The following is a 25,806-nucleotide window of genomic DNA, read 5'->3' as shown; positions in this document are numbered from 1 at the left end:
TGCCTGTGTGAATTTCTATAAGCCACGTTTTGTTCCAATAATCTCTGGCAAAGATTACCTTCAGTAGTCATCTATCTTTACTGCTTAAAGCAATAATCCGACCTTTAGTTCATTTCCTTAGGCCGAAACTCCCCCACCAAATTTGGGTTTCACACTCGCAGGGTTTACCTCGTTCCACCAAAGTCATTTCTGACCTTGCTTCGTCACTGTGGCACTTTTCAGGATAGTAATGCATGTCCGAAGATTTAGCACTTTTTCCGCCGTGAAGACTAACGTCCCCCTCCAGCTTGTTAGGCTGAATACGATCACTACAAACATCGCAGTCTGTGTGTGCGTGGACTTTCCTCAGCTAACATAAGCTAGCCGCGCCTACTCAAAATTCACACTGTTAGTCATTATAGCAAAAATTAATGCTTTAATCCATAAACGTGTTGTTCTAGATTATAAACTTTTCTTTCCAAAGTTGAAATCCGTTGAATAATAGCCATATTAGTCGAAATTTCACCTTGAGTATCATCTGCATCTTCTGCAAACTTCACAGGCGCACTTCTTCTATGCGTTGGCATATAAGTCTTAACCTTTTCTTCTTCAGCCTCAACTGTTTTCTTTGCTTTTTGCTTTTCATCCATTAATTGACGTTGGAGCGTACCGATCTGACCATACAAATCTTCGATAATTTGTTGAAAAGTAGTATAATCAGAAATTACTTCATCTAAGTATGCATCAACTTCATCGGGATCATATCCCTTTACTTTACTTTTGAATTGTTTCTTTAATATATCTTGTCCTGATAATTTTATATCATTTAAATTTGCCATCTTACTGACAACTCCTTTACATTCCACCCTATTTTAGCAAAAACAACGCTGACTGAAAATAAAGAAACAGACTTTAATAAAATTTTTACCATATTATTCAGAAAAATGATTTATTTGATGATTTTCTTGGTATTCTTCAGCTGCATCTTGTAAATCATAAAAATCAATTAAATCTAATGGATATTCTTTAGTTTCCTGGTATTTTTGGATTAAATTATAATCATATTTAGGTTTACCTGGGTGCTCTGAATCATAGATCATCAATGCTCGATCAGTATGCTGAATCATAAAATTTTGATAATTACGTAATTGAAGTGGACTTTGATAAGGGGTATTAGAAGTTGAAGCAAAAAAGTCCACTTTTTCCTTCAAATTTAAGAATTTAGCTTTGTTACTATCATTCCATCGATTAGCAAATTCTTCATATGGAATCATTATTGATGTTCTTACCGGATATTTTTCTCCTAATTCAAGTCCAACCTCAGCTGTCCACTGTTCGACACCGAGGTTAGCTCCAGTAATAATCCAGTCCAATTGCCCATCATCCAGTAGACTTGTCAGGTAATTTTTTAGGGCATATTTAATGACAGTTATCTTGGGATCACGATCGCCAAAAACATTTAATTCATAGCTGCGATAGCCAGTCACCCATAAACGCTGCATTTGTTTAAGCCCCCCTTTATGTTCAAAAATGTAGTCTTTATTGCTATAATGCTAACAGGAGTGAGGACAATGGTCAAATATCCTAGCGGTAGTTTAGCCGCATTTAGAAAACCTGTAACTAAAAAAGATGAACATCCAGTTCACCGATCATATCATCATAAAAAAGGTGTTAACTTTTCTGATCGTGGGATGACACTTGAGCAACAAATCAATGAATCTAATAAATATTATTTAATGGAAGAAATTGCAGTTGTTCATAAAAAGCCAACCCCAATTCAAATTGTTAAAGTTGATTATCCCAAACGTTCTAAGGCGGTCATTCGTGAAGCTTACTTTAGGCAAGCTTCAACAACTGACTATAATGGTGTTTATAAAGGGTACTATCTCGATTTTGAGGCAAAAGAAACACGGAATAAAACTAACTTCCCATTAAAAAACTTTCATGAACACCAAATTTTTCACTTGGACGAATGCTTAAAACAACAAGGAATTTGTTTTACAATTATTAGGTTCGCTAGCTTAGAGCGCTACTTTGTTACTCCAGCTAGTTTTGTAATTCGAGCTTGGCGAAAAAAAGATAAAAGCTCAATGACTTTAAAAGAAATTGAAAACAATTCTTTTGAAATCAAAAGTGGCTTTCGTCCTACACTGCCTTATCTTAAGGCGGTAGATAAATTCATTGCAGATAGGAAAAGATAATCATGGCTGATAATAACAATAATATGAAACGAGAATCACGAAGAGACTATCATGGTCGAAGGCCAAGTAGTGGCCACTTATGGATTAGAATCATTAAATGGATCTTTTTGCTGATATTTTTAATAGTAATCTCTGGAATCGGGCTTTTTGCTTTTTATGCCAAAGATGCTCCTAACATTAGTCAGGACCAATTGCAGAGTGGTAAATCTTCAAGTCTATATACTAACAATGGTAAGTTTTTACTATCACTTGGTTCTGAAAAAAGAATTTATGTTAAAAATAAAGACATTCCTCAGCAATTAAAAGATGCTGTAGTTTCAGTAGAAGACAAACGTTTTTACAAAGATAAGTTAGGCGTTGACCCAATTAGAATTATTGGTTCTATGTTAACTAATGCCAAAAGTAATAGTATTGCTGCAGGTGGTTCTACTATAACCCAGCAGTTAGTTAAGCTAACGGTCTTCTCTACTGCTGCTTCTCAACGTACTCTGAAGAGAAAAGCTCAAGAAGCTTGGTTAGCTATGAAAGTCCAACATGAATTCAGTAAAGACCAAATCTTAGAATTTTATATTAATAAAGTCTTTATGAACTATGGAAATTATGGCATGGGTACTGCTTCTAACTACTACTATGGTAAGCCACTAAGTAAGTTAGATTTGGCACAAACTGCATTGATTGCAGGGATGCCGAATGCACCTGTTGCATATGATCCATATCTTTATCCGCAAAAGGCCAAATACCGGCGTGATATTGTTTTAAAGACTATGCTACAAAATGACAAAATTACTAAAGCTGAGTACAATCAAGCAGTTGCTGAACCAATTAGTAAGGGACTTAAATCACATCGAAATAATAACGAGTCTAAGCTTAGAAAAATTGATGATCCATACATTAAAGAGGTAATTTCTGAAGTTAAGAGCAAAGGCTTTGATCCATATCACGATAATTTAAAGATTACTATTAATATCGATCAAAAAGCTCAAAACAAGCTGTACGAGTTAGCTAACAACGGTTCTGTACCTTTTACAAACAATAAAATGCAAATTGGTGCAACTGTAGTTGATCCAAACAATGGTCATGTTGTTGCAATCTTAGGTGGACGTCACTTACCTTCTGTTCAATTAGGATTAGACCGGGCTGTTCAAACTGGACGCTCTACCGGTTCGTCAATTAAGCCAGTACTTGACTATGCACCTGCTATTCAATACTTGAATTGGTCAACAGCAAAAATGATTGATGACAGTAAGTATGTTTATCCTGGTACCAATATCCAATTATATGACTGGGACAACAAATACGACGGGATGATGACTATGCGACATGCATTGGAGCAGTCACGTAATGTTCCAGCTGGTAAAACTCTTGCTGAAGTTGGAGTAAAACGGGCTTCAGCTTTTGCTCGCCGAATGGGCGTTAATGTTTCACCAAAATCTGGTTTATCAGTAGCAATTGGCGCTAATGCGTCTAGTTTACAAATGACTGGTGCTTATAGTGCTTTTGCCACCATGGGCGTATACCACAAGCCGCAATTTGTTTCTAAGATTGAAACACCAGATGGATTAACCAGAAATTATGATTCAAATGGTGTACGTGTAATGAAGAAATCAACTGCCTATATGATTACCGATATGCTTAAAGGCGTAATCAAACGAGGCTCTGGTACTAATGCAAAAATTGCAGATCTTTATCAAGCTGGTAAAACCGGTACTGTTAAATACTCTGATGAAGATCTAGCTAAGTACCCAAGCTATAATTCAACTCCAAAAGATTCATGGTTCGTTGGTTATACCAGATCATATGTTATGGGTGTTTGGACTGGTTACGATAATTTAAAGGACGGTACTATTTCTGGAATAGGTCAACAATCTGCACAGCTAATGTATAAGAGTATGATGACCTACCTAATGAACAATAAGCCTAACCTAGACTGGAAACAGCCTAGCTCAGTTGTAAGAGCGAAAATTGTAAATAACTCTAATCCTCCAGAATTAGCAACTAGTGGCGGCACTTGGCAATTATTTGTTCGAGGCCATGCCCCAGCCGGAATTGGTAATAGTCCAGCAAGTTATGATGAAGACGATGAAGAAACTGATACTTCAAGCGATAATACTGGAACTACTCCTTCATCTTCTAGAACTGCAGTTACTCAATCATCATCAAGTCGTGAAAATGGCTCATCATCTCAATCCAATAGCAGTCAGCGAGCCTCTTCCTCTCAAAGAAGAACACAATCTTCTTCAACACAACAAAGTTCATCAACGAGAAAACCTGAGGAAGAATCACATGAACGTAATGATGATTCGGATAATGACTAGGCAATAATTAAATATATTTATTAACAGATAGCGTTTTGTTATCTGTTTTTATTTTGGCCGAAACGTAGTTGAGGCCTGAAATTATAAAATTAAAATTTAGTAACAACAGATTATATAAAATTATTCAATAAAAAAAGCCGAATTTATTTCGGCTTTACTTTTCGGAATTTAAATAAGAATACGGATCGCCTTTAGCTCGAGCTGGCATTGTATAACGACCAAATAGAATCATTGCATGGTGCGTTTTTATCCATTCACTTTTAGGTAAAATTGCTTCTAATCGCTTCTCTACTTCATGTGGAGTAGCTTTGTCATCTACAATATGGAACTTTTTAGAAATCCGTGACACATGAGTATCAACAGCAATAGCTGGCACACCATAGCCTTCAGCCAAAACAACATTAGCAGTTTTCTCTCCCACCCCTGGTAAGGTCATCAATAACTTTTTATCCTTAGGAACCTGTCCATTATATTTATCGACCAAAATTTGCGCAGTGGCCTTTAAATGTTTAGCTTTTGAACGAAATAGACCAATAGTTTTTATCTCATGCTCAATCTCTTCAATTGGAGCTTTTGCTAATACTTCTGGGGTTGGGAACATTTTACTAAAACTAGGCATAACACGATTAACCATCTTATCAGTCGTTTGTGCGCTCAACATAACCGCACAAAGTAAATGAAAGTTAGTATCCCATTGCAATTCACCTTGTGCGTCAGGATACAATGCTAAAATTTTTTTCAAAACTCTACGTGCTTCTTCATCACTCAATAAATCTTCTGTCATTTTTATCGATTCCTTTTCAAAAATCTCTCAACTTCATCAGTTGTTTTCAGACTATGCCTTTGCCAATTAAGTAAAACACGATCAATATACTTTAAAGAATATGCCTGAGACAATACAGCCTCTCGCAAAGCAAGTTCAATTAATTCAGGAGCATAGTGATCCACACTTAACCATTGCGCAATCTCTTCTCGTTCAATTGGACTCAGATAGCGACCAAATTCAACTTCTACTTTTCGTGACAAATAATTTAACGGATTATTTTCTAAATTATTAGCAACTGAAACAGTTTTATCTTTTTTCTTATCTTTGATCAAGACGTTTTGATCAATATAGTGATCAAGTGCATTATACAACTTATTGAGACTATATTTATTACCAATTTTATCCTGACTATCAGTCATTTGTTCAATAGTTAAATAATTTCGTTCAATTAGCCGCTGAATAAGATTACCCACATCACTAACCGATAAATTAGTATTAGCGGCAATCTTTTCATTAGATGGAAAACTCTCACCTCGTTGGCTAAATGCTTCCAATTGGATTATCAAAATTAGTTCAGCATCACTAATGCCTAATTGAGGGTAGTAAGCGATCAATCCATTTTGTAAGGTTGTAAAGCCTAATGCCCGATAATCATTAAATTCCAAAATAATTTCCTTTCAAAAACAAAAGTTGAACTAATAACTAGTCCAACTTTGTGTATCAATATTTAATTATTAACCAAATTAAGGTTGCATTCTGTTAATCAATCTTGGGAATGGAATTGCTTCACGAATGTGGTCAAGGTGACAAACCCAAGCAATAGTACGTTCAAAGCCCATACCGAAACCTGAGTGAGGAACTCCACCAAATTTACGTAAGTCAAGGTACCATTGGTAGTCTTCCAAATTCAAACCAGCGTCAAGAATTTGTTGCTTAAGGATTTCGTAATTTCCTTCACGTTCTGAGCCACCAAAAATTTCACCATAACCTTCTGGTGCAATTACATCAGCACATAAGTATTCCTTAGGATTATCAGGATTCTTCTTCATATAGAATGGCTTAATTGAGGTTGGATAGTTGACAATGAAGACTGGACGATCATATTGTTCTGAAATATAGCCTTCATCTGGAGCACCAAAGTCATCGCCCCACTTAATATCACGTCCAGCATCTTGAAGCATTTTAATTGCATCATCGTATGGAAGACGAACGAAGTTACCTTCAGTAGTTGGGCGAAGTTTTTCAGGATCTCTACCAAGAATCTTAAGTTCATATTCATTATTTTCTAGAACTTGCTTCACCATGTAGGCAAGATATCTTTCTTGAATATCTAACGATTCATCTTGATGCATCCAAGCCATTTCTGGTTCCATCATCCAGAATTCAGTCATGTGACGACGACCCTTTGATTCTTCTGCTCTAAAAGTTGGACCAAAAGTAAAGATCTTACCATAAGCCATAGCACCGGCTTCACCATACAATTGACCTGATTGTGAAAGATATGCATCGTGGTCAAAGTATTCTACATGGAATAATTGAGTAGTACCTTCTGGAGCTGAATGCATAAAGATAGGTGCATCAAATTTGATAAAGCCTTCTTTTTCAAAGAAATCTACAGTAGCCTTAAACATGGTATTTCTAATTTGCATAATAGCAAATGGTTTCTTTGATCTTAACCATAAGTGGCGGTGATCAAGTAAGAAGTCAACACCATGTTCCTTATTACCAATTGGGTAACCTTCATTGTTTGAAACCACTTTTAAATCAGTGATTTGAATTTCATAACCAAAGTGTGAACGTGCGTCTTCATGAACAGTACCAGTAATGTAAAAACTTGCTTCTTGTCTAAGTGACTTAGCAGCATCAAATACTTCTTCTGATACATCATTCTTACGTACTACCCCTTGGAAAAATGCAGTACCATCACGTAATTGCAAAAAGATAATCTTTCCGCTTGATCGTTTATCTGTTAACCAAACATGCATCTTGACTTCTTCATCAACATGTTTAGAAGAATCTTTAATTGAAATCAATTCTGTCATAAAATCCTATCCACCTTTTCATCAATTATACAGTTTCCATAATACCAAAGTTTCTATAAATTATCGACTTCTGAGATATCATTTCCATTTTTGAATTCATATAAAGTATAACCTAGATTGCCGTTTTGTTTTTTGTAGGCCACTTTCCAAACGGCCTCACCCTTATACCAACCAAGATTAATATTATTTATTGTAGCATCCGTATGGATAGATTTAAACTTATTTTTAATCTTAGATTCAGTGATTCCTTTGGCCGCAGGATATAGATATGCCTTTTTAGAATTTGGCAAATAAATAAAGTAATATTGTTTTCCCTTATTATTGGTGCCTGCTATAGCATAGCTGCTAGTGCCACGATCTAAATGATAATAGTTTTGAATCTTTCTAATTGGTGTTTTACTAGTAGCCAATTGCGTAACTTTTTGATCATTGCCCCGACTTCTAGATCCAGCATAATAAAAGATAGCAATGCTGGCTAGAAAGGCAACTATTATCAAACCAATTACCCAACTCACAAACTTGATTGTTTGTCTTGTATCATCTTGTAACATAATTATTTATTTTCTAATTTCTTTTTTAATTCTTCTCTAGTAACCTTTTCAACTTTGACAGGAATCGTTTGAAGGAACTCTTGACCATAATCTTTAGTCCATAATCTTGGGTCTAAAATTACAAATTGACCATGATCCTGTTCTCCTCTAATTAAACGGCCCATTCCTTGTCTAAAACGAATGACAGCTCTTGGTAAACTATCTTTAGTAAAAGAATCGATTCCCTGATCTTCCAATTTCTTCTGCCTTAAACGAACTTCAGGTTGATCAGGAGATTCAAACGGGATTTTTGCCGCAAAAACAGTATCAATCCCACAATCATGAAAATCAATTCCCTCCCAAAAACTATCAGCACCAATTATAATTGACTTTTTAGCAATTACAAACCTCTTAGCAATTCGGTTATTGGAACCAGACAATCCCTGGGCCAAGATTTCAAAATCTTTTAGCTGTGGCTCATTCATAATCATGGTAAAAACCGTTTTAATTTTTTCTAAATTAGTCATCAAAACAAGTACATGGTGCTTATCTTGAATGTCACTAAGTAAAATTTGTGCAATAGTCTTTTCAAATTCTTCACTATCAGGGCTAGGCATATTATTAACTGCCAGTACCTGCAAATGCTTTTTTATATTAAAAGTACTTTTACCAATATATTCAACCGGATGTAATTCTGTTAAAGCTAACTGGTTGATTGCATATTCAAAATTTCGATTACTGGTTAAAGTAGCACTGACGAAGGCAATATGGTCAAAACGACTATAGATTTGTTTTAATACTTCACCAGCATCAAGCATTAACCAGTCTAAATTGGTACTTAGTGGATCATCAGGATTAGTAATCATCAAAATAAAGCCATCTTGCTCTAAACCTTTTTGATCAGAAAGCAAATCAGCCAATTGATAGCCCTTTTCAGAGTAATAATCTAGGCGATCAATTTGTTCCGTAATCTCATTAACTAATACCTCAACATTAGCCAGCATGCGTTCTTGTTCATTATATAATTCAAATAAAACCTGATTAGTTAAGTCCCTAACCTCTTCTAATTTTTGTTGGAACTTAGGTAAAATCGCTTTAAACTTGCTATTTCCGCCAAATAAACTTTTTCCTTGAAAACTAAGTTCTAGATTATCATTAGCTAAAACTGTCCGATTAACAGCATTATCTCTTTGAAAATAAAGTTGCTTTTGTAATTCATTAATTAACTGAATTAATTCCAAAATTTTAGGATCTATTTTCTTTAGTAAAAGGTTCAGCTGCACATCATCATTAAATTGCGCTTCAACACTTTCATCTGAGAAATAAAGCAAATTACGGAGATGACTTAAAACTCCCCACAAAGCTTCAAAACGCAAAGAATCATTACGCGAACTTACGACATTGTCTGTGAAACGATGAGCTTCATCAATGACTAAATACGGATTCTGACCCCAAATTGTATCCATATAGTGGTTAGCCAAATAAGCATGATTAGTCACCAATATATCCGCTTCTTCTTGTCGTTTACGCGCTAAATTCCAAAAATCGACCCCTGCAAAACGGCTACCTACTCTTGCATCCCCTGGATGTTGAATCTGTGCAAAGAGTGGTGCATTATAGTTAGTTAAATTTAATTCATCTAAATCACCAGTTTTAGTCTTAGTCAGCCAAACCAGTATCTGCATCTGTAATATCAAGGTTTGCTTATTCGGTGTACCTTGAAAAATCGTCTGTACAAATCCGTCAAGGTCAAGGTAACGACTACTTGACTTAACTACTTCTGCAGTCAAATCCAACTTAGTCACCTTAAATAACTGCGGAATTTCATGTTCAATCACTTGTTCTTGCAACACTTTAGTTGGTGTAGCTACAACTAATTTTCTACCAGAATAAAGCTGATAAGCATAAGCAAAAAGATAAGAAAAAGTTTTCCCAGTCCCGTTAGGTGCTTCAATTAGCATCGCTCTTTTATCTGGATCATTAATAAACTGATGCAAATGATTAATTAGGTCGACTTGAGCTCTACGAAAGTGTAAATGACCTTTAAATAGCTTTTGTTTCTCTGAGTCAGTCTTTGGGAATTTAGCATTCCCACCATGTGCTTCAGAATTATCATTTTGTTTTTGCAGAATAATATTACGCACTTGCATATATTCTTTACCTAAAGGCCGTTTTTCTTGACGTAAATTATCTGCAATCGTTGTAATCACCCAAGATGTATCCCGAATAAGCCCATGAGATAATGAACTGAGGGTATTCAGTGTAGCTTGAGGTAGACTTTCTAATTTATTAAAAATTTCAAGCAATAAAACTGCAGTCCCATAAGCATCAGAATCTGCCTTATGTGGATCTAAATGTTTAATCCCCAATTGTGTTGTCAAATCACTCAACTTATAAGATGGAAAAGTCGGAAAAGCAATCTTAGCCAGTTCTACAGTATCAATTGCTTTATTTGTAAGTGCCTCATAACCATGTTGCACTAGTTCATAATTCAAAAAAGGCAAATCAAAGTCAACATTATGAGCTACGAAAACAGTATTTTGCAAAATTTTAGTAATTTTGGGTGCATAATAATCAAAATCTCTTTGTTTTGCTACATCTTGATCATGAATTCCGGTTAAATTAACAACTGATTGTGGTATTTCACGATGCGGATTGATCAAAAATGAATAAGTTTTAACTACTTTGCGATTTTTAATAATAGCACACCCAAACTGAATAATATGATGCCCATTCTCACGTTGCGTTCCTGTAGTCTCTAGATCAACTACAGCAAATGTATCTTTAGTAAAACTTTTTGCCATAATTTCCTCCTTCCTCTATTTCACTTCAACCGCTTGTTTAGCATCAAGCAGAATTAAATATTTTCCAATAACTTTTTTTTGACTAAATTCATTGATAGCTTGTTCATATAGTCTAAGCTGACCTGTATATTTTTCTTTAATCAATTCAATTGATTCAGATAAATGCGATTGATCAACGTGGTCAGTTTTGTAGTCAAACAAAATAATACCATCATTTTTGACAAAATAGCCATCAATTGTACCATGAACCAAAATTTTGGCATTAGGATCTGAAAAGTTTTTAAACAAAGTTTTAGCGGAGATTAAACTAGAAAAATCTATTTCTCGCTTTAAATTCTCTGGCTTTTGCCAAAATTCCTCGGCAAAATTGCTATGAACAAACCACTCAATTTGGTCTTTCTTTAAACTAGAAACAATTTCTGGATTCAGTTTCTTTTGCTTAATCAATTCTTGAATTTCTACTTCTAGTTGATCTTCAGCACCATTGCCTTGATAATCATAATACTGCAAAATCATGTGTGTAGCAGTTCCAATTTCTGCACCAGTAAACTTAGTTTGATACAAGAAATTAGGTTTAGTATCAATCGGTTGTAAATAACGATTAGTCGATGTCAATAAGTGAGCATTCTCTAATTCGGTCTCGATCGGATCGTTGAATGCTTTTTTTATTTCAGATACCGCCTGATAAGCTGTAGTTTCACTAGCATCTTTAAACGGATAATTAAATTGATAAAGCCGTTTCGTGGTTTGATTTAAAAGGTTACTTTGCGTTTTATCATTACTTGTCTCCGCTTTCTGATAATCAGGTAGTTCATCGTTAGCATTTTCATAATTAATATACAAAAACGACTGACTCTTATCCAACGAATTAGTAATATCAGACATTTTCACAGCTAGGTGACGATCTAAAGCCAACGCAGGTCCCATAAAACTCAATGGACTAGTGGAAGATAACTTATCTGCTAATGATAATTGACCAATCTGATTTAGTTCAGTCGACCATTCTTTAACTCGTTTATCCAGATTAGGAACATCGCCAACCAAAATTAATTTCTGCTTAGCCCGCGTTAATGCTACATAAAGAATTCGCGCTTCTTCTTCTAATAATTGTCTTTTTTTAGTTACATTTCCCATCGCTTTAACTAAAGAGTCAATCCGATAATGTTCTTCACGGAGCGTAATTCCTATACTATCTGAGCTAATCACATAGTTACCTTTTAAATCACGCATTTGATATTTATGCTGCATCCCCACATAAAACACGATCGGAAATTCTAGTCCCTTAGAACCATGAATAGTCATTAATCTGACCGCATTACCAGCTTCTTTAGTTAATAAAGGCTGTGCCAAGTCCTTCTGACTTTGCCGCATCCGATTAATAAAATTGATAAATTGGTATAATCCCTTGAACCCTGCACTCTCATATGAAGCAGCACGTTCATATAAAGCTTCTAGATTAACTCGTCGCTGTTCACCATTAGGTAGTGCGGTCATTATCTCTAATAAATTTGTCCTAGCATAAATGCTCCAAATCAATTCAGAAATACGATGTGCCGTGGCAAACTTGCGCAAATCAGCTAGTTGATTTAAAAAATCTTTGATTCGAGTACTTAATTCATCTCCTACACCTACATAAGAAGTCAATGCACTATAGAAAGTAGAGTTCTTACTCTTGATACGAATTTTAGCTAAATCCTTTTCACCAAAATTAAACAAAGGCGAACGTAAAACTGAAACTAATGGAATATCCTGATCGGGATTATCAATGATCTTTAAGTAGTTCATCATAACAGTCAATTCAAAAGTTTGAAAATAATTCTTCGCATCAGTTACAAATAATGGTATATCCTGCTTAGCAAATTCCTGCATTATTTCCAAATTATCACTACGACTTCTAGTCAAGATAGCAATATCACTGTAACGTAACTCTCTCATTCCTGTTTTACTATCAAAGATTTGTACACGCTCTTCTTTTAGTTGCTTAATACGTGCTAAAACCATTTGAATTTCAGAAAAATCTATCTCATTTTCATCTTCATTACTGCTATTTTTCTTTTCATGAACAATTACTTCACTAGCTTTAGGAGTGTTTTCAGGATAATACTTAGCACCAAAAATCAATTGTCCTTCTTTTTGATAGTCAATCCCGCCAAAATCTGAACTTAGCACACTTTTAAATACTTGATTTACAATTTTGGTAACCGGCTCAGTAGAGCGGAAATTATCTGACAACAGAATTCTTTTGGTTTGTTTATTATCATCATTGGCAAAATCATGGTATTTTTTCAAAAATAAGCTTGGCTCTGCTTGTCTAAAGCCATAGATCGACTGCTTTACATCACCAACCATGAAAAGCGTATTTTTATCTTTATTTTTGATTTGCTGGATGATATTTTCTTGCAAAGCATTAATATCCTGATATTCATCAATCAAAATCTCTTTGAATTTATTTTGATAAAATTCACGAGCCATTTGAGAATTCGATGTATCTTGACTCAAAATCTGATAAGCCAATTGTTCCATATCACTATAGTCAAGCAAATTTTCACTGCGCTTCAGCTTATTAAACCGATCAATCAAGGCTAGCTCGGATTTAGCAATTGCAGCAACAATCTTTTGGCCGCGCTGCATGACTTTAATTTGTTCTTGTTCATCAACAGCAAAAAATGAAGTAAAAGTATCAAAAACAAAATTTTTTGCTTCATCTTTTAACTTTTGTAGGTCTTCATAAAAATTTAGAACATCTTCATCCCATTTACTTGACTTACGATAATTCACTGTAAAAACACACGAACGTAATAGTTCTCGTTGTTTATCGTAGTCTGCATCATTTTCTAAAGCAAAAACAAAATGATCTAAATTTTGTGCAAACAAGGTAAAAGCTTCCTTAGCCTTAGCTAGCTCTTTTGTTTCTATTACTGGATTTTCTAAATAATCATTAATTTTCCCTTGTAAGTCGCCAATACTAGTAAGCAAGTATGGCTTAATCTGTTTTTGCCACAAATCAGATTCCACGATACTGCCATTAACCACGTAAACATCAACCAATTTTTTTAACCATGAGCGATACTCAGGTTTGGCCATGGCAAAATCATACAAATCTAGCAACAAGTCGCGCGGGCTATCCGCATCTCGATCCCCTGCAAAGTTATCATAAAAATGCCTAAAATTTACGTCTTTCTCTTCTAGAAACTCCCCTTCAATTTCACGTAATGCACGTTCTTTTAACAATGCAGCTTGAGTATCATCAGTTAGAATACTAAAACTTGGATCTAAGTTTACAGAGTAATAAAAGCGATGGATTACTTCTAGACAAAATGCATCAATTGTAGAAATATTAGCAGTATCCACTTGATTTAGCTGCTCACGTAAATATCTGCGATTAGATCCCGGCTTTGCTAATTCAGCTGATAATGCCTGTTTAATTCTAGTTTTCATTTCTTCAGCTGCTGCTTTGGTAAATGTAATTACTAATAATTCATCAACTTGGGTTCCCGAAAGAATCTCCCTTAAAACGCGCTCAACAAGAACAGTTGTCTTACCACTACCTGCAGAAGCAGAAACCAGAATATCATGACCACGATCATCAATTGCTTGTTGTTGCTCTTTAGTAAATTGAGACAATTTTATTGTTCCTTTCCTAATTTCTCTTTGATCTTAAGAATTAATTCTTTTTTATTCAGATTGTTTATTTCATGATATTGATTTTGACGCAGCATCGCATCAAAAAAGAAGACATCACGATAATCAGAATAAGTTAAGGCATTCTTCGCTTTGCCATAACGATATGGATTAAGTTCAATTTTTCCAGATAAAATTTGGCTTGATGCTTGTCGAATAAGATACTCATCGTATTCTAGCAGTAATTCAATTTCTTCCTCACTAAAGTTGCGGTCACGTGGCAAGCTAAAGCCACCTCTAGCCTTAGTTTTAACCCCAGTATACAGTTCAGAAGAATAGCTAGGATGATCATCAAGTAATGGCTCAGCTTCTACTAAGATTTCTGGATCATTGCTGATTAAGCCAGTATACATCAGCTTGGGTTTACTATCAGTTGCTCCCTTTTTCAAATTTAAACTACTATCAATTAGTTTATTGCTATTCAAACGTTCTAATTGTCTAGTAACAGTTTGATAAAAAGCACCCAATAATGAAAGACGATCTTTTCCAGCAAAAAATTGATCATTTTTAGTCAAAACATCCAAATAAGAAACCATCTGTAAAGCAATTCCGTTATAAAACATCCCAAGATCAAATTTTTTAGCTGATGACTTGTAATCAATAACCTGGGCTAAAACTTGATCCTTATCATTGAAATTGGCCAAATCAACCCGGTCCATTTTACCGCGCAAATCAACTTTATGTTGACCTGATATATCTGGCACTTCTAAGCTTAATCCTTTGATTTTTTCGCCTAACCCAAAACTTAATTCAGAATACTTAGCCCGTAACGGGGTTTCCTTCAAGGAGCGCCGCCAATTATGAGCTACCTTAGAAGTAGTATGGTCTAGACACTTGAAAAGATATTGATTAAAAGGATCATTCATTAATTGAGAATATTTTCCTTCATCCTTCATCACATTTCGCACCGAATTAAGCATTTGTTCCAGTTCTATGCTGCTTAAATCTGCTAAGTCGGTATGCTGCTTGTTTAGTTTTTTCACTAAACGGTCAAAAGTCTCGTGAAAATAGTTTCCAGCCTGAATAACATCAAATTCATTTTCAAACCGTCGCCGCAGCTTAAGCCCATAATTCAAGAAATATTCATATGAATTTTCATAAAAAGTTTCCAGTTGTGACACAGATGAATTCAAGTTTTGACCATACAATTGACTAGCCAAGTCCTGACCAATATTTTCTGGCTGGTTATCAAAATCACTTGCATCAAGCACTGTCTTCGTTTTTTGAGGTAGTTGCTCCTGTGTGATTTTTAATAACTCTTGCACAGCAAGACCTGAATTTATTGAATTCATATAGGTTAAATAGCCTAAACTTGCATCAGGGTTAGTAATGAAAGACAAAAGATCCTGCATCTTTTCTGGCAAATCATGTTGAACAAATTGCTGAGCACCATAATCCTTTAAACGTTGATAATAAATTGAAGGATCAAGTTCTTCATTTGAAGCATTAAGCACTGGATAAGATACATATACCCTATCTTGTGCTAAAGCTAGCGACAAACCAAACTGATAATTTTGGTCTAAGTTATTAAGCTGTTGACTATCTTCTAAGTAAGATTCTGAATTAAAACTATTTTGTAGCTGATTCAAGTTTTCAGTAGTTAAAAAACCTGGCATTTTCTGAATTTGGGGTAAATTACTAGCAGTAGCGCCAATGATAAACACTTGCTTATAGCCGCTAGTTTGTACCATCCCCATTTCAGAAAGGTTTACCGCATCAAGTGTTGAAGGAATTTGGGAAAAATTTGCTTCTCGGAAAGCGCTAATTAACATATTAAAGAATTCATTTAAATCAAAAGTTTCAGGATTAATTGCTAAATAGTCTTGCAACAGCTGCATTAATAAATCCCATAATTGCTCTGGTTGCTGCGCCTGCTGTAAATCACCGGCTGCATTCGCCTCATCACGCCATTTTTCTAATCGGTCGGCAATTCCGTTCTTAGTTAAGAACTCAAAAAATATCGTTAACGCCTTTTGACTATCTTTTTCTTGCTCTATTATTTTGAAAAATGTTGAAATCTTATCAACCAAGTAGCTGCGCAAACGATCGATCTTAGCTACTTCATCATCCATTTTGTCTAAGCGGATCACTTCAGCATTCACAAAATTATCAAAGTGTTTTTTCCATAAATTATGATTAATACCATGAGCCAGAACAAAATTCTCTAGTTCATCAACATCATGAATATACTTCGCCTCTTCCTTATACCAAGAAGGTATTAACAAGTGTGTCTTTAGGATGGCTAGCATATTTTGTGTTTGAAACGGATTCTCATGTAAGTTAAATAAGCTTTCAATTAAAACAACCAGAGGATGATACTTCATTTCCTGTTGTAAATCATTAAAAAATGGAATCTGATTTTGACGTAAAATTGGCGTCAAATAAGTCTCGTATTCCTTTAAATTTGGAGCTAAAATCAAAAAATCATGATAGCGATAGTTGCTTAGTGCTACCTGTTGATAAATAGTCCGCGCTACAAAATAAGCCTCTGCATATCGAGAGTCTGCTTTAACTAATTGTACCTGCTTCAATTCGTCAACTTTAGGAATTGTCTCCGTCCAAAGACTATTTAATATTTCACGACCATTTGGTTGCGAATTAAGCGGAAAAGTTGCTGTCACGTAGTCCATTTTTCTCTCTTGTAAGAACAGCGTTAAGCGCTTAATAGTTTGCTGGATTACATAATCATAATCTCCTTCTTCCGCACTAGAATTAATTTCACCTAAGCGCGTTTTAAACGCAAGGATTACATCTTTTGCTTTACGCATCAAAATTTTAATCGTTAGTGTTTCCTGTAATGAAAAATGTGAAAAATCACAGAAATAAAAACTGGCTTGCTTTAAATTTTTACTTTTAGCTAAAATTTCATTTAGTTGCAGCTGAACCTCATTCTTAGTAGAAAATTTACCCGCAATTTCTTTAATAAAGGCATCATAGATAATCCGCAAATCATGTAATTTATTTTTAGTTTCTTGATCTAAATTATCCTCTGATATCTCGTCTAAATCTAAATTTCCGTCATAAACTTGCAAAATTGTCTGATAAAGCTGATTTACTAATCCAGAATTAACATTAACATTTTCAAAAATAGTCAATTCATCTTTTTTGTTCTCAATAATATGAGCTAAGAGCATTGCACTAGCTGCATCATCTAGTTGATTAGGCAATCCTTGTTCGGCATCTTTTAAGAAAAACCAAGCTAAACGCGAAAAAGACAAAACATGCAAATTTTTAACTGCAGTCTCAGTTTGTTGTTTGCTTGTTGCTAATTTGTTAATTGCCCTAACTTCTGTGGTAAACTTAATATGATTAGGAACGATGATAAAAGTTTCTTGTTCTGGGTGTTGCTGATAGTTTTCAACTGCTTCTTCCAGAATTTTTTCTTGTAATGGGTCGGTTTGTCGTCCTGTAAGAATTTTGATCATTTGTTCGCACTCCTTGCTTTTTATTTTATCATAGCAAGGGCAATCTTTTGTATAAATCTATTTTAAGGATGATTAAAAATGAAAAGCAGCTATTTAGCTCATGGCAAGGTAATTATTATTGGGGAGCATTCAGTAGTTTATGGATATGATGCTTTAGCTATGCCAATTAAGGCTTTACACATTAAAACTACTGTTGAATCTGCTTCTCAAATGTGGATGGATACCGCTCGCTACCACGGTCCATTATTTGAAGCACCGGCAGAATATGATGGCCTAAAATATGTAGTTAAACATATGCAAAAAAAGGCTGGCAATAACCATCCACTTAAAATTACATACACTGGTGAAATTCCAATGGAACGTGGTTTTGGTTCAAGCGCTACTGTTGCATTAGGTACCACTAGGGCAATGAACCAATTCTTTCAGCTGAATATGACTGAAAAAGAAATTATGACTGTAACTAATCATGCTGAAATGATCAATCATGGTAAAGCTTCTGGTCTTGATGCAGCCACTGTTAATTCAGATTATCTAGTTTTTTTTAATAAAAAAATGGGGCCTAAAATATTACAAACCAAATTAGGAGCTACCCTGTTAATCATGGATACTGGTCAACTAGGCAATACAAAGGAAGCTGTTTTTTTAGTTAAAAAAATGCTTGAAAAGTCCGACTATGCCAAGAAAAAAATAGCTCGCTTGGGTGAATTAGCGGATCTTACTAAAAAAGCTTGGATCAAGCACGATCGTCAAGCAGTTGGACAGATTTTTAATGAAGCACAAGAAATTTTGCATTCATTTGATCTTTCAACAAATAAAATTGACCAACTGCAAAAAATTGCCTTGTCAAATAACGCTTTAGGCTTTAAATTATCAGGCGGAGGTCTTGGCGGCATTACTATTTCCTTGTGCGATAACGAAACTGTCGCCCAAGAAATTGCCGCTAAATGTAAAGATTTAATTAGTGACTACTGGATTGAGGAGATTTAATGAATAGAACCGCACGAGCACATACAAATATTGCTTTAATCAAGTACTGGGGCAAAGCTGACGACAAATTACGTCTTCCTTTAATGTCTAGTTTATCAATGACTTTAGATGCTTTTTATACTGATACTAGCGTTGAAAAAACAGATGGTGAAAATCAATTTTTCTTAAATAATCAACAGCAAACTGCTGCAGCTAGTCAACGTGTTTTTGCTTATCTAAAAAAATTGCAGGCTCGTTTTCACGTCACTGGCAATTTAATCGTTAAATCTGTCAATCACGTCCCTACTTCTGCAGGATTAGCATCATCTAGTTCTGCTTTTGCGGCACTAGCTGCTGCTTTTTGTCAATGCTATGACATCAACATTGATCTAGAAGATTTATCTCGTTTAGCCAGGATTGGATCTGGTTCTGCCAGCCGCTCCGTTTATGGCGGTTTTGCTGTTTGGCAAAAAGGTAATAGCGACGAAACATCTTACGCATATGCACTAGATGAAACACCAACGATGGATCTTCACCTTTTAGCAGTTGAATTAAATACCAAACAAAAAAAGATTTCTTCGACTTATGGTATGAAAGATGCCCAATCTTCTCCATTTTTCAGGCCCTGGCTTGAACGCAACAATTCAGAATTAAATGAAATGATCAAAGCTATAAAAAGTAATGATTTCACTGCCCTAGGCCAGTTAGCTGAGTTAAATGCAAATGAAATGCATGCAATTAATTTAACTGCACAGCCTGAATTCACTTACTTTGAGCCGCAAACCATTCAAGCTATTAAATTAGTTGAACAACTTCGTACTGAAGGAATTGAATGTTACTATACAATTGATGCAGGACCAAATATTAAGGTACTTTGCCAATTAAGAAATAGCAAAGATATCATTCAACGCTTTTCGTCCGAATTTAATAATGTTAATATAGTGAATGCAAGTTTTGGTCCTGGAATTACTTATTTGGACTAGTTGTAATTAAAAAAGTTAATTAGATTCGAGGATTTAGTTCTTTTGATAACAGAAAAAGCGCCCGGAAAGTTATATATTGCCGGAGAATATGCAGTATTAGAGCAAGATTGTCCTGCTATTTTAGTAGCAGTTAACCAATTTGTACGTGTGTCAATCACTAAGAGTAAAGGGGCAACTGGCTTAATTCACTCCAAGCAATACTCACAGGATTCGATTCATTGGGTTCGTCAGGGCTCAAAAATGGTAATCGATAATCGTGACAACCCTTTTGAATATATTTTGTCAGCTATTTCATTTACTGAACAATATTGTATTGAGCAAAATATCAAAATGAAAGTCTATGATTTACACGTCAATTCAGACTTAGATTCTGCAGATGGTAAAAAATATGGTTTAGGTTCAAGTGCAGCCGTCACAGTAGCTACAGTTAAAGCTATCTTGCGTTTTTATGGCGTAAAAATGAGCAATGAACTGGTTTATAAATTATCGGCTATTTCACACTATTCAGTTCAAGGAAATGGCTCAGCTGGTGACATTGCAGCTAGTGTCTATGGCGGCTGGTTAGCTTACCAAACTTTTGACAAAAAATGGTTAAAGCAAGAATTAGCTAATAAGACTTTAGTTCAAGTCGTTAATGAAGCTTGGCCTGGCTTAAAAGTTGAATTACTAACTCCTCCTAAAGATATGAAACTGATGATTGGTTGGAGTCAAAAGCCAGCATCAACTTCACGCCTCGTTGATGAAACTAACGCTAATAAGGCGGCTTTGAATATGGAATATGAAAATTTCTTAGTAGCTTCTAGAGCTTGTGTTTTAAAGATGGTTCAAGGTTTCGAAGCAAACAATATTGCTTTAATCAAACAACAAATTCGGGCTAACCGTAAATTGTTGCAGCACTTTGCCAAAATTAACCAAATTGCCATTGAAATTCCACGTTTATCGCAATTAATCAAAATTGCAGAAAATTTTGGTGGAGCTGCTAAAACTTCTGGTGCTGGTAATGGCGACTGTGGCATTGTGATTACAGATACTAATACCGATGTTGAAGCACTTGAAAGCGAATGGCGCCATAAGGGAATTATGCCTCTTAATTTTAAGGTTCACCAGATTATCATGGCTCATTGATGGAGAGTTCTATGTCGATTAGATCTGAAAGAAAAGAAGAACATCTGAAGTTAGCTCAGATGTTTTTTAATAAAGAAAAATATAATAGTTTTGATCAACTGCATTTGTTGCGCCCTGCTCTGCCTGAAACAAAAGTCGATCCAACTATTCTGGGATCAGAAATGTTTGGCAAAAATGTTTCTGCGCCTTTTTTTATCAATGCTATGACTGGTGGCTCAGCTGCTTCTAAACAAATTAATCAAGCATTGGGACAGGTTGCCCAGCAGCAAAATATTGCCCTAGCTTTGGGATCTGCCAGCATTTTAGCTAAGGAAACTGATCAACTAGACAGTTTTATGGTTGCCAGAGCAGAAGATCCAGATGGTGTACTAATTGTTAATGTTAATCCAGAAACACCAATCTCTGCAATTAAACAAATTATCCAAGAATTAAATGCAGATGCGCTTCAGATCCATTTAAATACAATACAAGAAATTGCCATGCCTGAAGGTGATCGTGACTTTCGTTGGCTTGATTCAATTAAAGCAATTCGTACCGCTATCGATTTGCCCATTATTATTAAAGAAGTCGGTTTTGGATTGGATCAAACAAGTATTCATCTTTTAAAAGTAAATGGCATTGAATACTTCGATGTCGCCGGTTCTGGTGGCACAAACTTTGCCCAGATTGAGAATGCACGTAATGCCAGTGACGTTTCATACTTAGAAGATTTAGGTTTACCTACTGTGGTGACTGCTCTGATGGCATGGCAAGAGCAAGTTAAATTTTTTGTTTCTGGTGGAGTACGTAATCCCCTAGATATTTTAAAAGGTTTAGCTCTAGGAGGAAAATTTGTTGGTATTTCAAATGTTTTTTTACAAGAATACATCCAAAATGGTAGTACTGGATTAGAGCAATTAATTACTAATTGGAAAAATGAATTGGCTGCTTTAATTGCTGTTTACGGCAAAAAAGATTTAGCATCCCTGGTACAAATAAAAAAATACTATGATTTACCATTAAAGGCTCAAATCGATCAGTTACTGTAAAGTAAAAGCACTAGTTAATGATTACTAGTGCTTTTACTTTACATAATTTTCCTTATTTAATTTCAAGCAATTTGGCAATTTCTTTTTGAACAGCACTTTCATTACTTGAACCAATAATTTGCCCTGCAGCTTGTTTGGCTTCTGGCAACGCCGTTGCAGTAGCAAAACTACGGCCTACATATTTCAGCATTCCTACATCATTACCGCTATCGCCAAAAGCTATCATCTCACTTGATTTGATCCCTAATTTTTGACTCAAATATGCTAGACCTACTGCTTTATTCATTCCCTTAGTTTGCATATCAATCGAGTCTGCTGCACCAGAAACAAAACCAACCTCCGGATATTTTTCTTTTAATTCGCGCAAAATTTTAGACATTTTATCTTCTGGCACTGTCAGACTGACCTTGAAAATCCGATCATCAATTTCTCCAAAAGAATCTACTACAGTAATATGCTCCATGTATTTTTTCATTTCTTGTTTATAAGCTCGTCCACTGCTCTTTTTAACATAAGCACTTACTAGCCCCATCACTACAGCTGGATATGGATATTCAGTAGTTATTTTTAATAAAGTTTGATATATGTCATCACTTAACGAGTCAACATGCAAAATTTGTCTTCCTTGAGCAACTAATGCCCCATTTTCAGCTACAAAATAAATTTTATCCAAAACCTCAGGAAAACGAGTCATTAAGTTAGCATATTGATTGCCACTAGCAACTACAAATTTAATCCCCTGCTTTTGCATTTCCGCAAATTCACGCAAAAATAATTCTTTATCATAGTCTTTCTGGTCAGTTAACCAGGTTCCGTCCATATCTGTCGCAATTAGTTTTATCATTTTCTCAATCCCTTTGGGTAAAAGTTCTTCAATACTTGATTACCAGCGATTTTGCCAAAACTAAATATTAATTTTTGATAGCTGACTAACACAAAGCCCCGCAAATCACTGTCCACTTTAACGGTTTCACCGTGCAAATAATTTTGGTATTCTTCAATTGTCGGTAAATCATAAACCCGTTCTTGCTTTACCTTACCTAGCACTTCTGCCAATTGATGTCCTGGTTCAAAACGTTTTTTCTTTAATATACCCAACTCGACTCCATTATTAATTACATGAAGCTTACTTTTTTCAGGCAAACTGATTGCAGGAATATAGACATGTTCATTACGGACTTTTGCTTTATTACGCCAGTCACTTAAAGCAACTGGTAAATTAAACTGATCCATTACCTGACCAACTAGTTCCTGATCATTTTTGGTTAAGCGCCACGGATCACGCTTGGCTTTTTTGTTTTTGCTCTTTTTTTCAATTCTAGCTTTACCTACTTTTTGTAAAACTGCCACAAATTGTCCTTCACCTATACCATCTTGAGGCCAAAAGCGTAATGTTTTAGTCAAATCAGGATTTCCATCAGCCCACTCAGGCTGTCCAACATCAATCTTATTAGCTTGTATCCCTGTATCTAAAATTGTAAAACCATATTCTTTATTTAACCAGCTAACAATCTGCTCATCCTCTTCTGGCGCAAAGGTACAAGTTGAATAAATTAAGCGTCCGCCAGGTTGAAGCATCTTAACAGCTTCATTGAGGATCTCTTTTTGACGGTTCTGGCATGTTAAAACATAGTCTTGAGACCAATAATCAATTGCCTCCGGATTTTTTCTAAACATTCCTTCACCACTACATGGAGCATCGACTAAAATCACATCAAAAAATTCCGAAAAAATTGGAACTAACTTTTCTGGACTTTCATTAGTAATTAAGGCATTACTGATGCCCCAACGTTCAATATTTTCCCGTAGTGCCTTTACTCGTGTTGCAGAGATTTCATTAGCTACTAAAAGGCCCTCACCCTTCAATTGTTCTCCTAATGCTGTTGTTTTTCCTCCAGGCGCAGCACACAGATCTAGCACGCGCTCTCCTGGCCGAACACCACTAATTGCCGCAGGAAACATAGCCGCTGGATCTTGAGAATAAACACTACCGCTTACCCACTCAGGATCTTCCCCCGATACTTCACCATAATAGGCTGAATTTATTTGCGGTACTGAATCAGTAAGCTCATATGAAACCTTAGTAGGCTTCAATGTATTAATTCTAAAAGCTTTTTTGCTCTCTTCATTCATCGCCGCAAACAGTTCTTGTGCTTTTTTGGTACCTAATAATTTTTCATATTTAGTTTTAAATTCATTTGGTAGATTTAGCAATTTTCCTGTCCTTTCTCACTAAGTAATAGACCATCCCACAAAACGCCAACACAATTACAACCCAGGAAGCTATTAATGTAACTATTAAAGAACCATATGTTGAATAAAAGGCATGCCATCTTAAAAAGAAGTATGTAGCAAGGGCAAAAATAGCCTCTATTAAAAATAAACGTACGCTGCGGTTAATTACCCAATTGCGCAGCAAATCATCGTGTAGACGTGTTAAACGAGCCTGACGCTTAATTCCTATTGCAAGCAACATATTTGTAATCATTCCGACCAATAGGCAAACAACTAACATTAAAATATCCGGCACGACAGATAAACGATCACGATGATGCTCTTGAACAAAAGACGGAATATGCAAACTAGCATGATAATGCTTAGCAATCTTTTCAATCACTGCAGGTGTTGCATCTACTACAATTCGATAATTCTTGAGCTGGTCTTTAGCAGTTGGCTGATCAATTCCTGTACTTAGATAATATTTATCCATTTCTACCTGTGGATAGTCCTTAAATTCGCCTATAACAGAATAATAATTTTTGCCTAAAATAACATATTTATTATTCTGCACATCTAATAAATTAAGTTTAACTGTTGGCCCCAGCACCACAAAAGAAACCTGTCCTTTAAAATCATCAGGTGAAAAATAGCGACCACTCTCAGTTGGCAAGCCAGTAACGGCATGATTAGCCCAAACAAGCACTTGTTTTTTTTCATAATTATTATCTAAATGCAATTGAATTTGATGATTCGCATAATTTTTGTCCAAATATTTTAGGAAAATACTAATCTTTTCATCACTATCTGTTCTAAAATAGCGGGTATTATTAGTTAAGCCGTGTGCTTCCAGCAATTCGTCAGCATAACTAGATTCAATATTGGAGAGCATTGTTCCAATTCCTAAAAAAGATAATAAAAGAATCAGTAACAAAAATATCTTTTTAAAATTCATTTTTTATTTCAAATACCTGTTCATTAATAAAATCGAAGCTTTGCAAGGAATGATTAATCTCGTCTAAAGCTGCACTATTTTTAAACCAATTTTGGTGCCAAAATTCTGGTGAATTAGTAGCACCATCTTTTTCACCAACAAAGAGCAAATGACAACTTGGATTATACTTATGCCAAGCTGCCACAGTTTCTAAATCTCCGTGACCGAAATTTGGTGACCACGAACATAGAACTAGATTAACTGTGTGATACTTCTTAATTGCTTGGTCAGCTGGTAAATCTTCTACTGGATAAAAAGGCTTAGCTCCAGTGGTCGACGTCTTGGCCCACTCTAATGAGTCTGTACTGTGAACTTTAATTCCAACCTGAGCCAAAGCTTGAGACCAATACGCGTTGCCTGCCATGATTTCTAACGCTGTTTGTACATGCAGCTTATTTTTAATTAACTGCGCAGTCTGAATATTAGGCAGAGACCAGATGCCATATATTAAAGAGAGATATTGCCGAAAATTATTAAGTAAATTATTTAAATCCCTTAAGGCCCCTTCTTTATCTGGTCCCACCTCAACTAAAACTTCTTCAAATTCATCTGGCAATAAACCTAATCTGCGTGGTGCCCGCTTCAATGGCTTACCTGCTTGTACATAACTATCAATTAATGCTATTTCTTCAACTTGTCGTTTAACCGCAGGATGATTTATCTCTTGCTCTAATTTTGTTAATTTCGTCAAAAATTTTGTCATACTTAAACACCTTAATATGATTTTACCATTCAACGGCGGAGAATTCA

General features: G+C 35.3%; 19 protein-coding genes and 1 other RNA gene. 6 read left to right on the top strand and 14 right to left on the bottom strand.

The features are described 5' to 3' along the window. Window positions 1-13: 13 nt before the first annotated feature. The 3 genes from rnpB to J6L97_RS05065 form a co-directional block, all read right to left on the bottom strand. An RNA gene (rnpB, locus tag J6L97_RS05075) (RNase P RNA component class B) lies at window positions 14-381 on the bottom strand. A gap of 26 nt (window positions 382-407) precedes the next feature. Next, window positions 408-818 (bottom strand): DivIVA domain-containing protein, encoded by a 411-nt coding sequence (locus tag J6L97_RS05070; protein WP_005723079.1) that lies wholly within the window; start codon window positions 816-818, stop codon window positions 408-410. A 93-nt stretch (window positions 819-911) separates the two neighbouring features. Continuing rightward, window positions 912-1,481 carry an SLOG family protein gene (locus J6L97_RS05065; RefSeq protein WP_005719679.1) on the bottom strand — a complete coding sequence of 190 codons (570 nt, stop codon included), beginning with the start codon at window positions 1,479-1,481 and terminating at the stop codon, window positions 912-914. A gap of 69 nt (window positions 1,482-1,550) precedes the next feature. On the opposite strand from J6L97_RS05065, the gene recU reads away from it, so the two are divergent. After that, window positions 1,551-2,180: a Holliday junction resolvase RecU gene (gene recU / locus J6L97_RS05060; RefSeq protein WP_005723080.1), complete on the top strand. Its 630-nt coding sequence runs from the start codon at window positions 1,551-1,553 to the stop codon at window positions 2,178-2,180. A 2-nt stretch (window positions 2,181-2,182) separates the two neighbouring features. Then, the gene (locus J6L97_RS05055; RefSeq protein ID WP_057726659.1) at window positions 2,183-4,495 is read left to right on the top strand and encodes a PBP1A family penicillin-binding protein; all 2,313 of its coding nucleotides are present in this window, start codon (window positions 2,183-2,185) and stop codon (window positions 4,493-4,495) included. A gap of 154 nt (window positions 4,496-4,649) precedes the next feature. Here the strand turns inward: J6L97_RS05055 and nth are convergent, their stop codons facing one another. The 7 genes from nth to rexB all read right to left on the bottom strand — a co-directional run bounded on the left by nth (window position 4,650) and on the right by rexB (window position 17,743). Beyond that, window positions 4,650-5,279: an endonuclease III gene (gene nth, locus J6L97_RS05050; protein WP_005723082.1), complete on the bottom strand. Its 630-nt coding sequence runs from the start codon at window positions 5,277-5,279 to the stop codon at window positions 4,650-4,652. Between the two features lie 2 nt (window positions 5,280-5,281). Further along, window positions 5,282-5,926 carry a DnaD domain protein gene (locus tag J6L97_RS05045; protein ID WP_005719684.1) on the bottom strand — a complete coding sequence of 215 codons (645 nt, stop codon included), beginning with the start codon at window positions 5,924-5,926 and terminating at the stop codon, window positions 5,282-5,284. A gap of 78 nt (window positions 5,927-6,004) precedes the next feature. Next, the gene (gene asnS, locus J6L97_RS05040; protein WP_005723083.1) at window positions 6,005-7,303 is read right to left on the bottom strand and encodes an asparagine--tRNA ligase; all 1,299 of its coding nucleotides are present in this window, start codon (window positions 7,301-7,303) and stop codon (window positions 6,005-6,007) included. Between the two features lie 53 nt (window positions 7,304-7,356). Further along, the gene (locus J6L97_RS05035) at window positions 7,357-7,854 is read right to left on the bottom strand and encodes a hypothetical protein (RefSeq protein ID WP_054832708.1); all 498 of its coding nucleotides are present in this window, start codon (window positions 7,852-7,854) and stop codon (window positions 7,357-7,359) included. 2 nt (window positions 7,855-7,856) lie between these two features. Continuing rightward, window positions 7,857-10,637, bottom strand: coding sequence for a DnaQ family exonuclease/DinG family helicase (locus tag J6L97_RS05030; protein WP_057726660.1), 2,781 nt, complete (start codon window positions 10,635-10,637; stop codon window positions 7,857-7,859). A gap of 15 nt (window positions 10,638-10,652) precedes the next feature. Further along, complete coding sequence (gene addA / locus J6L97_RS05025) at window positions 10,653-14,261, bottom strand: helicase-exonuclease AddAB subunit AddA (protein ID WP_057726661.1); 3,609 nt, start codon at window positions 14,259-14,261, stop codon at window positions 10,653-10,655. Between the two features lie 2 nt (window positions 14,262-14,263). Further along, window positions 14,264-17,743 (bottom strand): ATP-dependent helicase/nuclease RexB, encoded by a 3,480-nt coding sequence (gene rexB / locus J6L97_RS05020; protein WP_057726662.1) that lies wholly within the window; start codon window positions 17,741-17,743, stop codon window positions 14,264-14,266. A 78-nt stretch (window positions 17,744-17,821) separates the two neighbouring features. Between rexB and mvk the strand changes: the two genes are divergently transcribed. Genes mvk through fni form a run of 4 tightly spaced genes read left to right on the top strand, consistent with a single transcriptional unit; the run spans window position 17,822 to window position 21,845 of the window. After that, on the top strand, window positions 17,822-18,730 hold the full coding sequence (gene mvk, locus J6L97_RS05015) for a mevalonate kinase (protein WP_057726663.1): 909 nt from the start codon (window positions 17,822-17,824) through the stop codon (window positions 18,728-18,730). Beyond that, window positions 18,730-19,692: a diphosphomevalonate decarboxylase gene (mvaD, locus tag J6L97_RS05010; protein ID WP_005719691.1), complete on the top strand. Its 963-nt coding sequence runs from the start codon at window positions 18,730-18,732 to the stop codon at window positions 19,690-19,692. The genes mvk and mvaD overlap by 1 nt, the downstream gene beginning before the upstream one ends. A gap of 42 nt (window positions 19,693-19,734) precedes the next feature. Next, the gene (locus J6L97_RS05005; protein ID WP_057726664.1) at window positions 19,735-20,817 is read left to right on the top strand and encodes a phosphomevalonate kinase; all 1,083 of its coding nucleotides are present in this window, start codon (window positions 19,735-19,737) and stop codon (window positions 20,815-20,817) included. Between the two features lie 11 nt (window positions 20,818-20,828). Then, window positions 20,829-21,845 carry a type 2 isopentenyl-diphosphate Delta-isomerase gene (fni, locus tag J6L97_RS05000; RefSeq protein ID WP_057726665.1) on the top strand — a complete coding sequence of 339 codons (1,017 nt, stop codon included), beginning with the start codon at window positions 20,829-20,831 and terminating at the stop codon, window positions 21,843-21,845. Window positions 21,846-21,897: 52 nt separating this feature from the next. Here fni and J6L97_RS04995 read toward each other — a convergent pair whose 3' ends face one another. From J6L97_RS04995 to J6L97_RS04980, 4 genes are read right to left on the bottom strand one after another with little or no spacing between them, the layout of a single operon-like run. Continuing rightward, the gene (locus tag J6L97_RS04995) at window positions 21,898-22,689 is read right to left on the bottom strand and encodes a Cof-type HAD-IIB family hydrolase (protein ID WP_057726666.1); all 792 of its coding nucleotides are present in this window, start codon (window positions 22,687-22,689) and stop codon (window positions 21,898-21,900) included. Next, window positions 22,686-24,059 carry an RsmB/NOP family class I SAM-dependent RNA methyltransferase gene (locus J6L97_RS04990; protein WP_057726667.1) on the bottom strand — a complete coding sequence of 458 codons (1,374 nt, stop codon included), beginning with the start codon at window positions 24,057-24,059 and terminating at the stop codon, window positions 22,686-22,688. Before J6L97_RS04990 ends, J6L97_RS04995 begins: the two co-directional genes overlap by 4 nt. Beyond that, window positions 24,040-25,017 (bottom strand): hypothetical protein, encoded by a 978-nt coding sequence (locus J6L97_RS04985; protein ID WP_083554561.1) that lies wholly within the window; start codon window positions 25,015-25,017, stop codon window positions 24,040-24,042. The genes J6L97_RS04990 and J6L97_RS04985 overlap by 20 nt, the downstream gene beginning before the upstream one ends. Next, the gene (locus J6L97_RS04980; RefSeq protein ID WP_013086416.1) at window positions 25,007-25,759 is read right to left on the bottom strand and encodes a hypothetical protein; all 753 of its coding nucleotides are present in this window, start codon (window positions 25,757-25,759) and stop codon (window positions 25,007-25,009) included. Before J6L97_RS04980 ends, J6L97_RS04985 begins: the two co-directional genes overlap by 11 nt. Window positions 25,760-25,806 lie beyond the last annotated feature (47 nt).

This window comes from Lactobacillus crispatus (assembly GCF_018987235.1).
Classification (GTDB): Bacteria; Bacillota; Bacilli; order Lactobacillales; family Lactobacillaceae; genus Lactobacillus; species Lactobacillus crispatus.
The sequence above is the reverse complement of the archived record's forward strand: the minus strand, read 5'-3'. Positions and strand labels throughout refer to the sequence as shown.

Excerpts from the sequence above, each read along its gene's own strand:
- J6L97_RS05070 (WP_005723079.1), bottom strand. The coding sequence starts at position 818 with ATGGCAAATTTAAATGATATAAAATTATCAGGACAAGATATATTAAAG.
- J6L97_RS05065 (WP_005719679.1), bottom strand. The coding sequence starts at position 1,481 with ATGCAGCGTTTATGGGTGACTGGCTATCGCAGCTATGAATTAAATGTT.
- recU (WP_005723080.1), top strand. The coding sequence starts at position 1,551 with ATGGTCAAATATCCTAGCGGTAGTTTAGCCGCATTTAGAAAACCTGTA.
- J6L97_RS05055 (WP_057726659.1), top strand. The coding sequence starts at position 2,183 with ATGGCTGATAATAACAATAATATGAAACGAGAATCACGAAGAGACTAT.
- nth (WP_005723082.1), bottom strand. The coding sequence starts at position 5,279 with ATGACAGAAGATTTATTGAGTGATGAAGAAGCACGTAGAGTTTTGAAA.
- asnS (WP_005723083.1), bottom strand. The coding sequence starts at position 7,303 with ATGACAGAATTGATTTCAATTAAAGATTCTTCTAAACATGTTGATGAA.
- J6L97_RS05035 (WP_054832708.1), bottom strand. The coding sequence starts at position 7,854 with ATGTTACAAGATGATACAAGACAAACAATCAAGTTTGTGAGTTGGGTA.
- J6L97_RS05030 (WP_057726660.1), bottom strand. The coding sequence starts at position 10,637 with ATGGCAAAAAGTTTTACTAAAGATACATTTGCTGTAGTTGATCTAGAG.
- rexB (WP_057726662.1), bottom strand. The coding sequence starts at position 17,743 with ATGATCAAAATTCTTACAGGACGACAAACCGACCCATTACAAGAAAAA.
- mvk (WP_057726663.1), top strand. The coding sequence starts at position 17,822 with ATGAAAAGCAGCTATTTAGCTCATGGCAAGGTAATTATTATTGGGGAG.
- mvaD (WP_005719691.1), top strand. The coding sequence starts at position 18,730 with ATGAATAGAACCGCACGAGCACATACAAATATTGCTTTAATCAAGTAC.
- fni (WP_057726665.1), top strand. The coding sequence starts at position 20,829 with ATGTCGATTAGATCTGAAAGAAAAGAAGAACATCTGAAGTTAGCTCAG.
- J6L97_RS04995 (WP_057726666.1), bottom strand. The coding sequence starts at position 22,689 with ATGATAAAACTAATTGCGACAGATATGGACGGAACCTGGTTAACTGAC.
- J6L97_RS04985 (WP_083554561.1), bottom strand. The coding sequence starts at position 25,017 with ATGAATTTTAAAAAGATATTTTTGTTACTGATTCTTTTATTATCTTTT.
- J6L97_RS04980 (WP_013086416.1), bottom strand. The coding sequence starts at position 25,759 with ATGACAAAATTTTTGACGAAATTAACAAAATTAGAGCAAGAGATAAAT.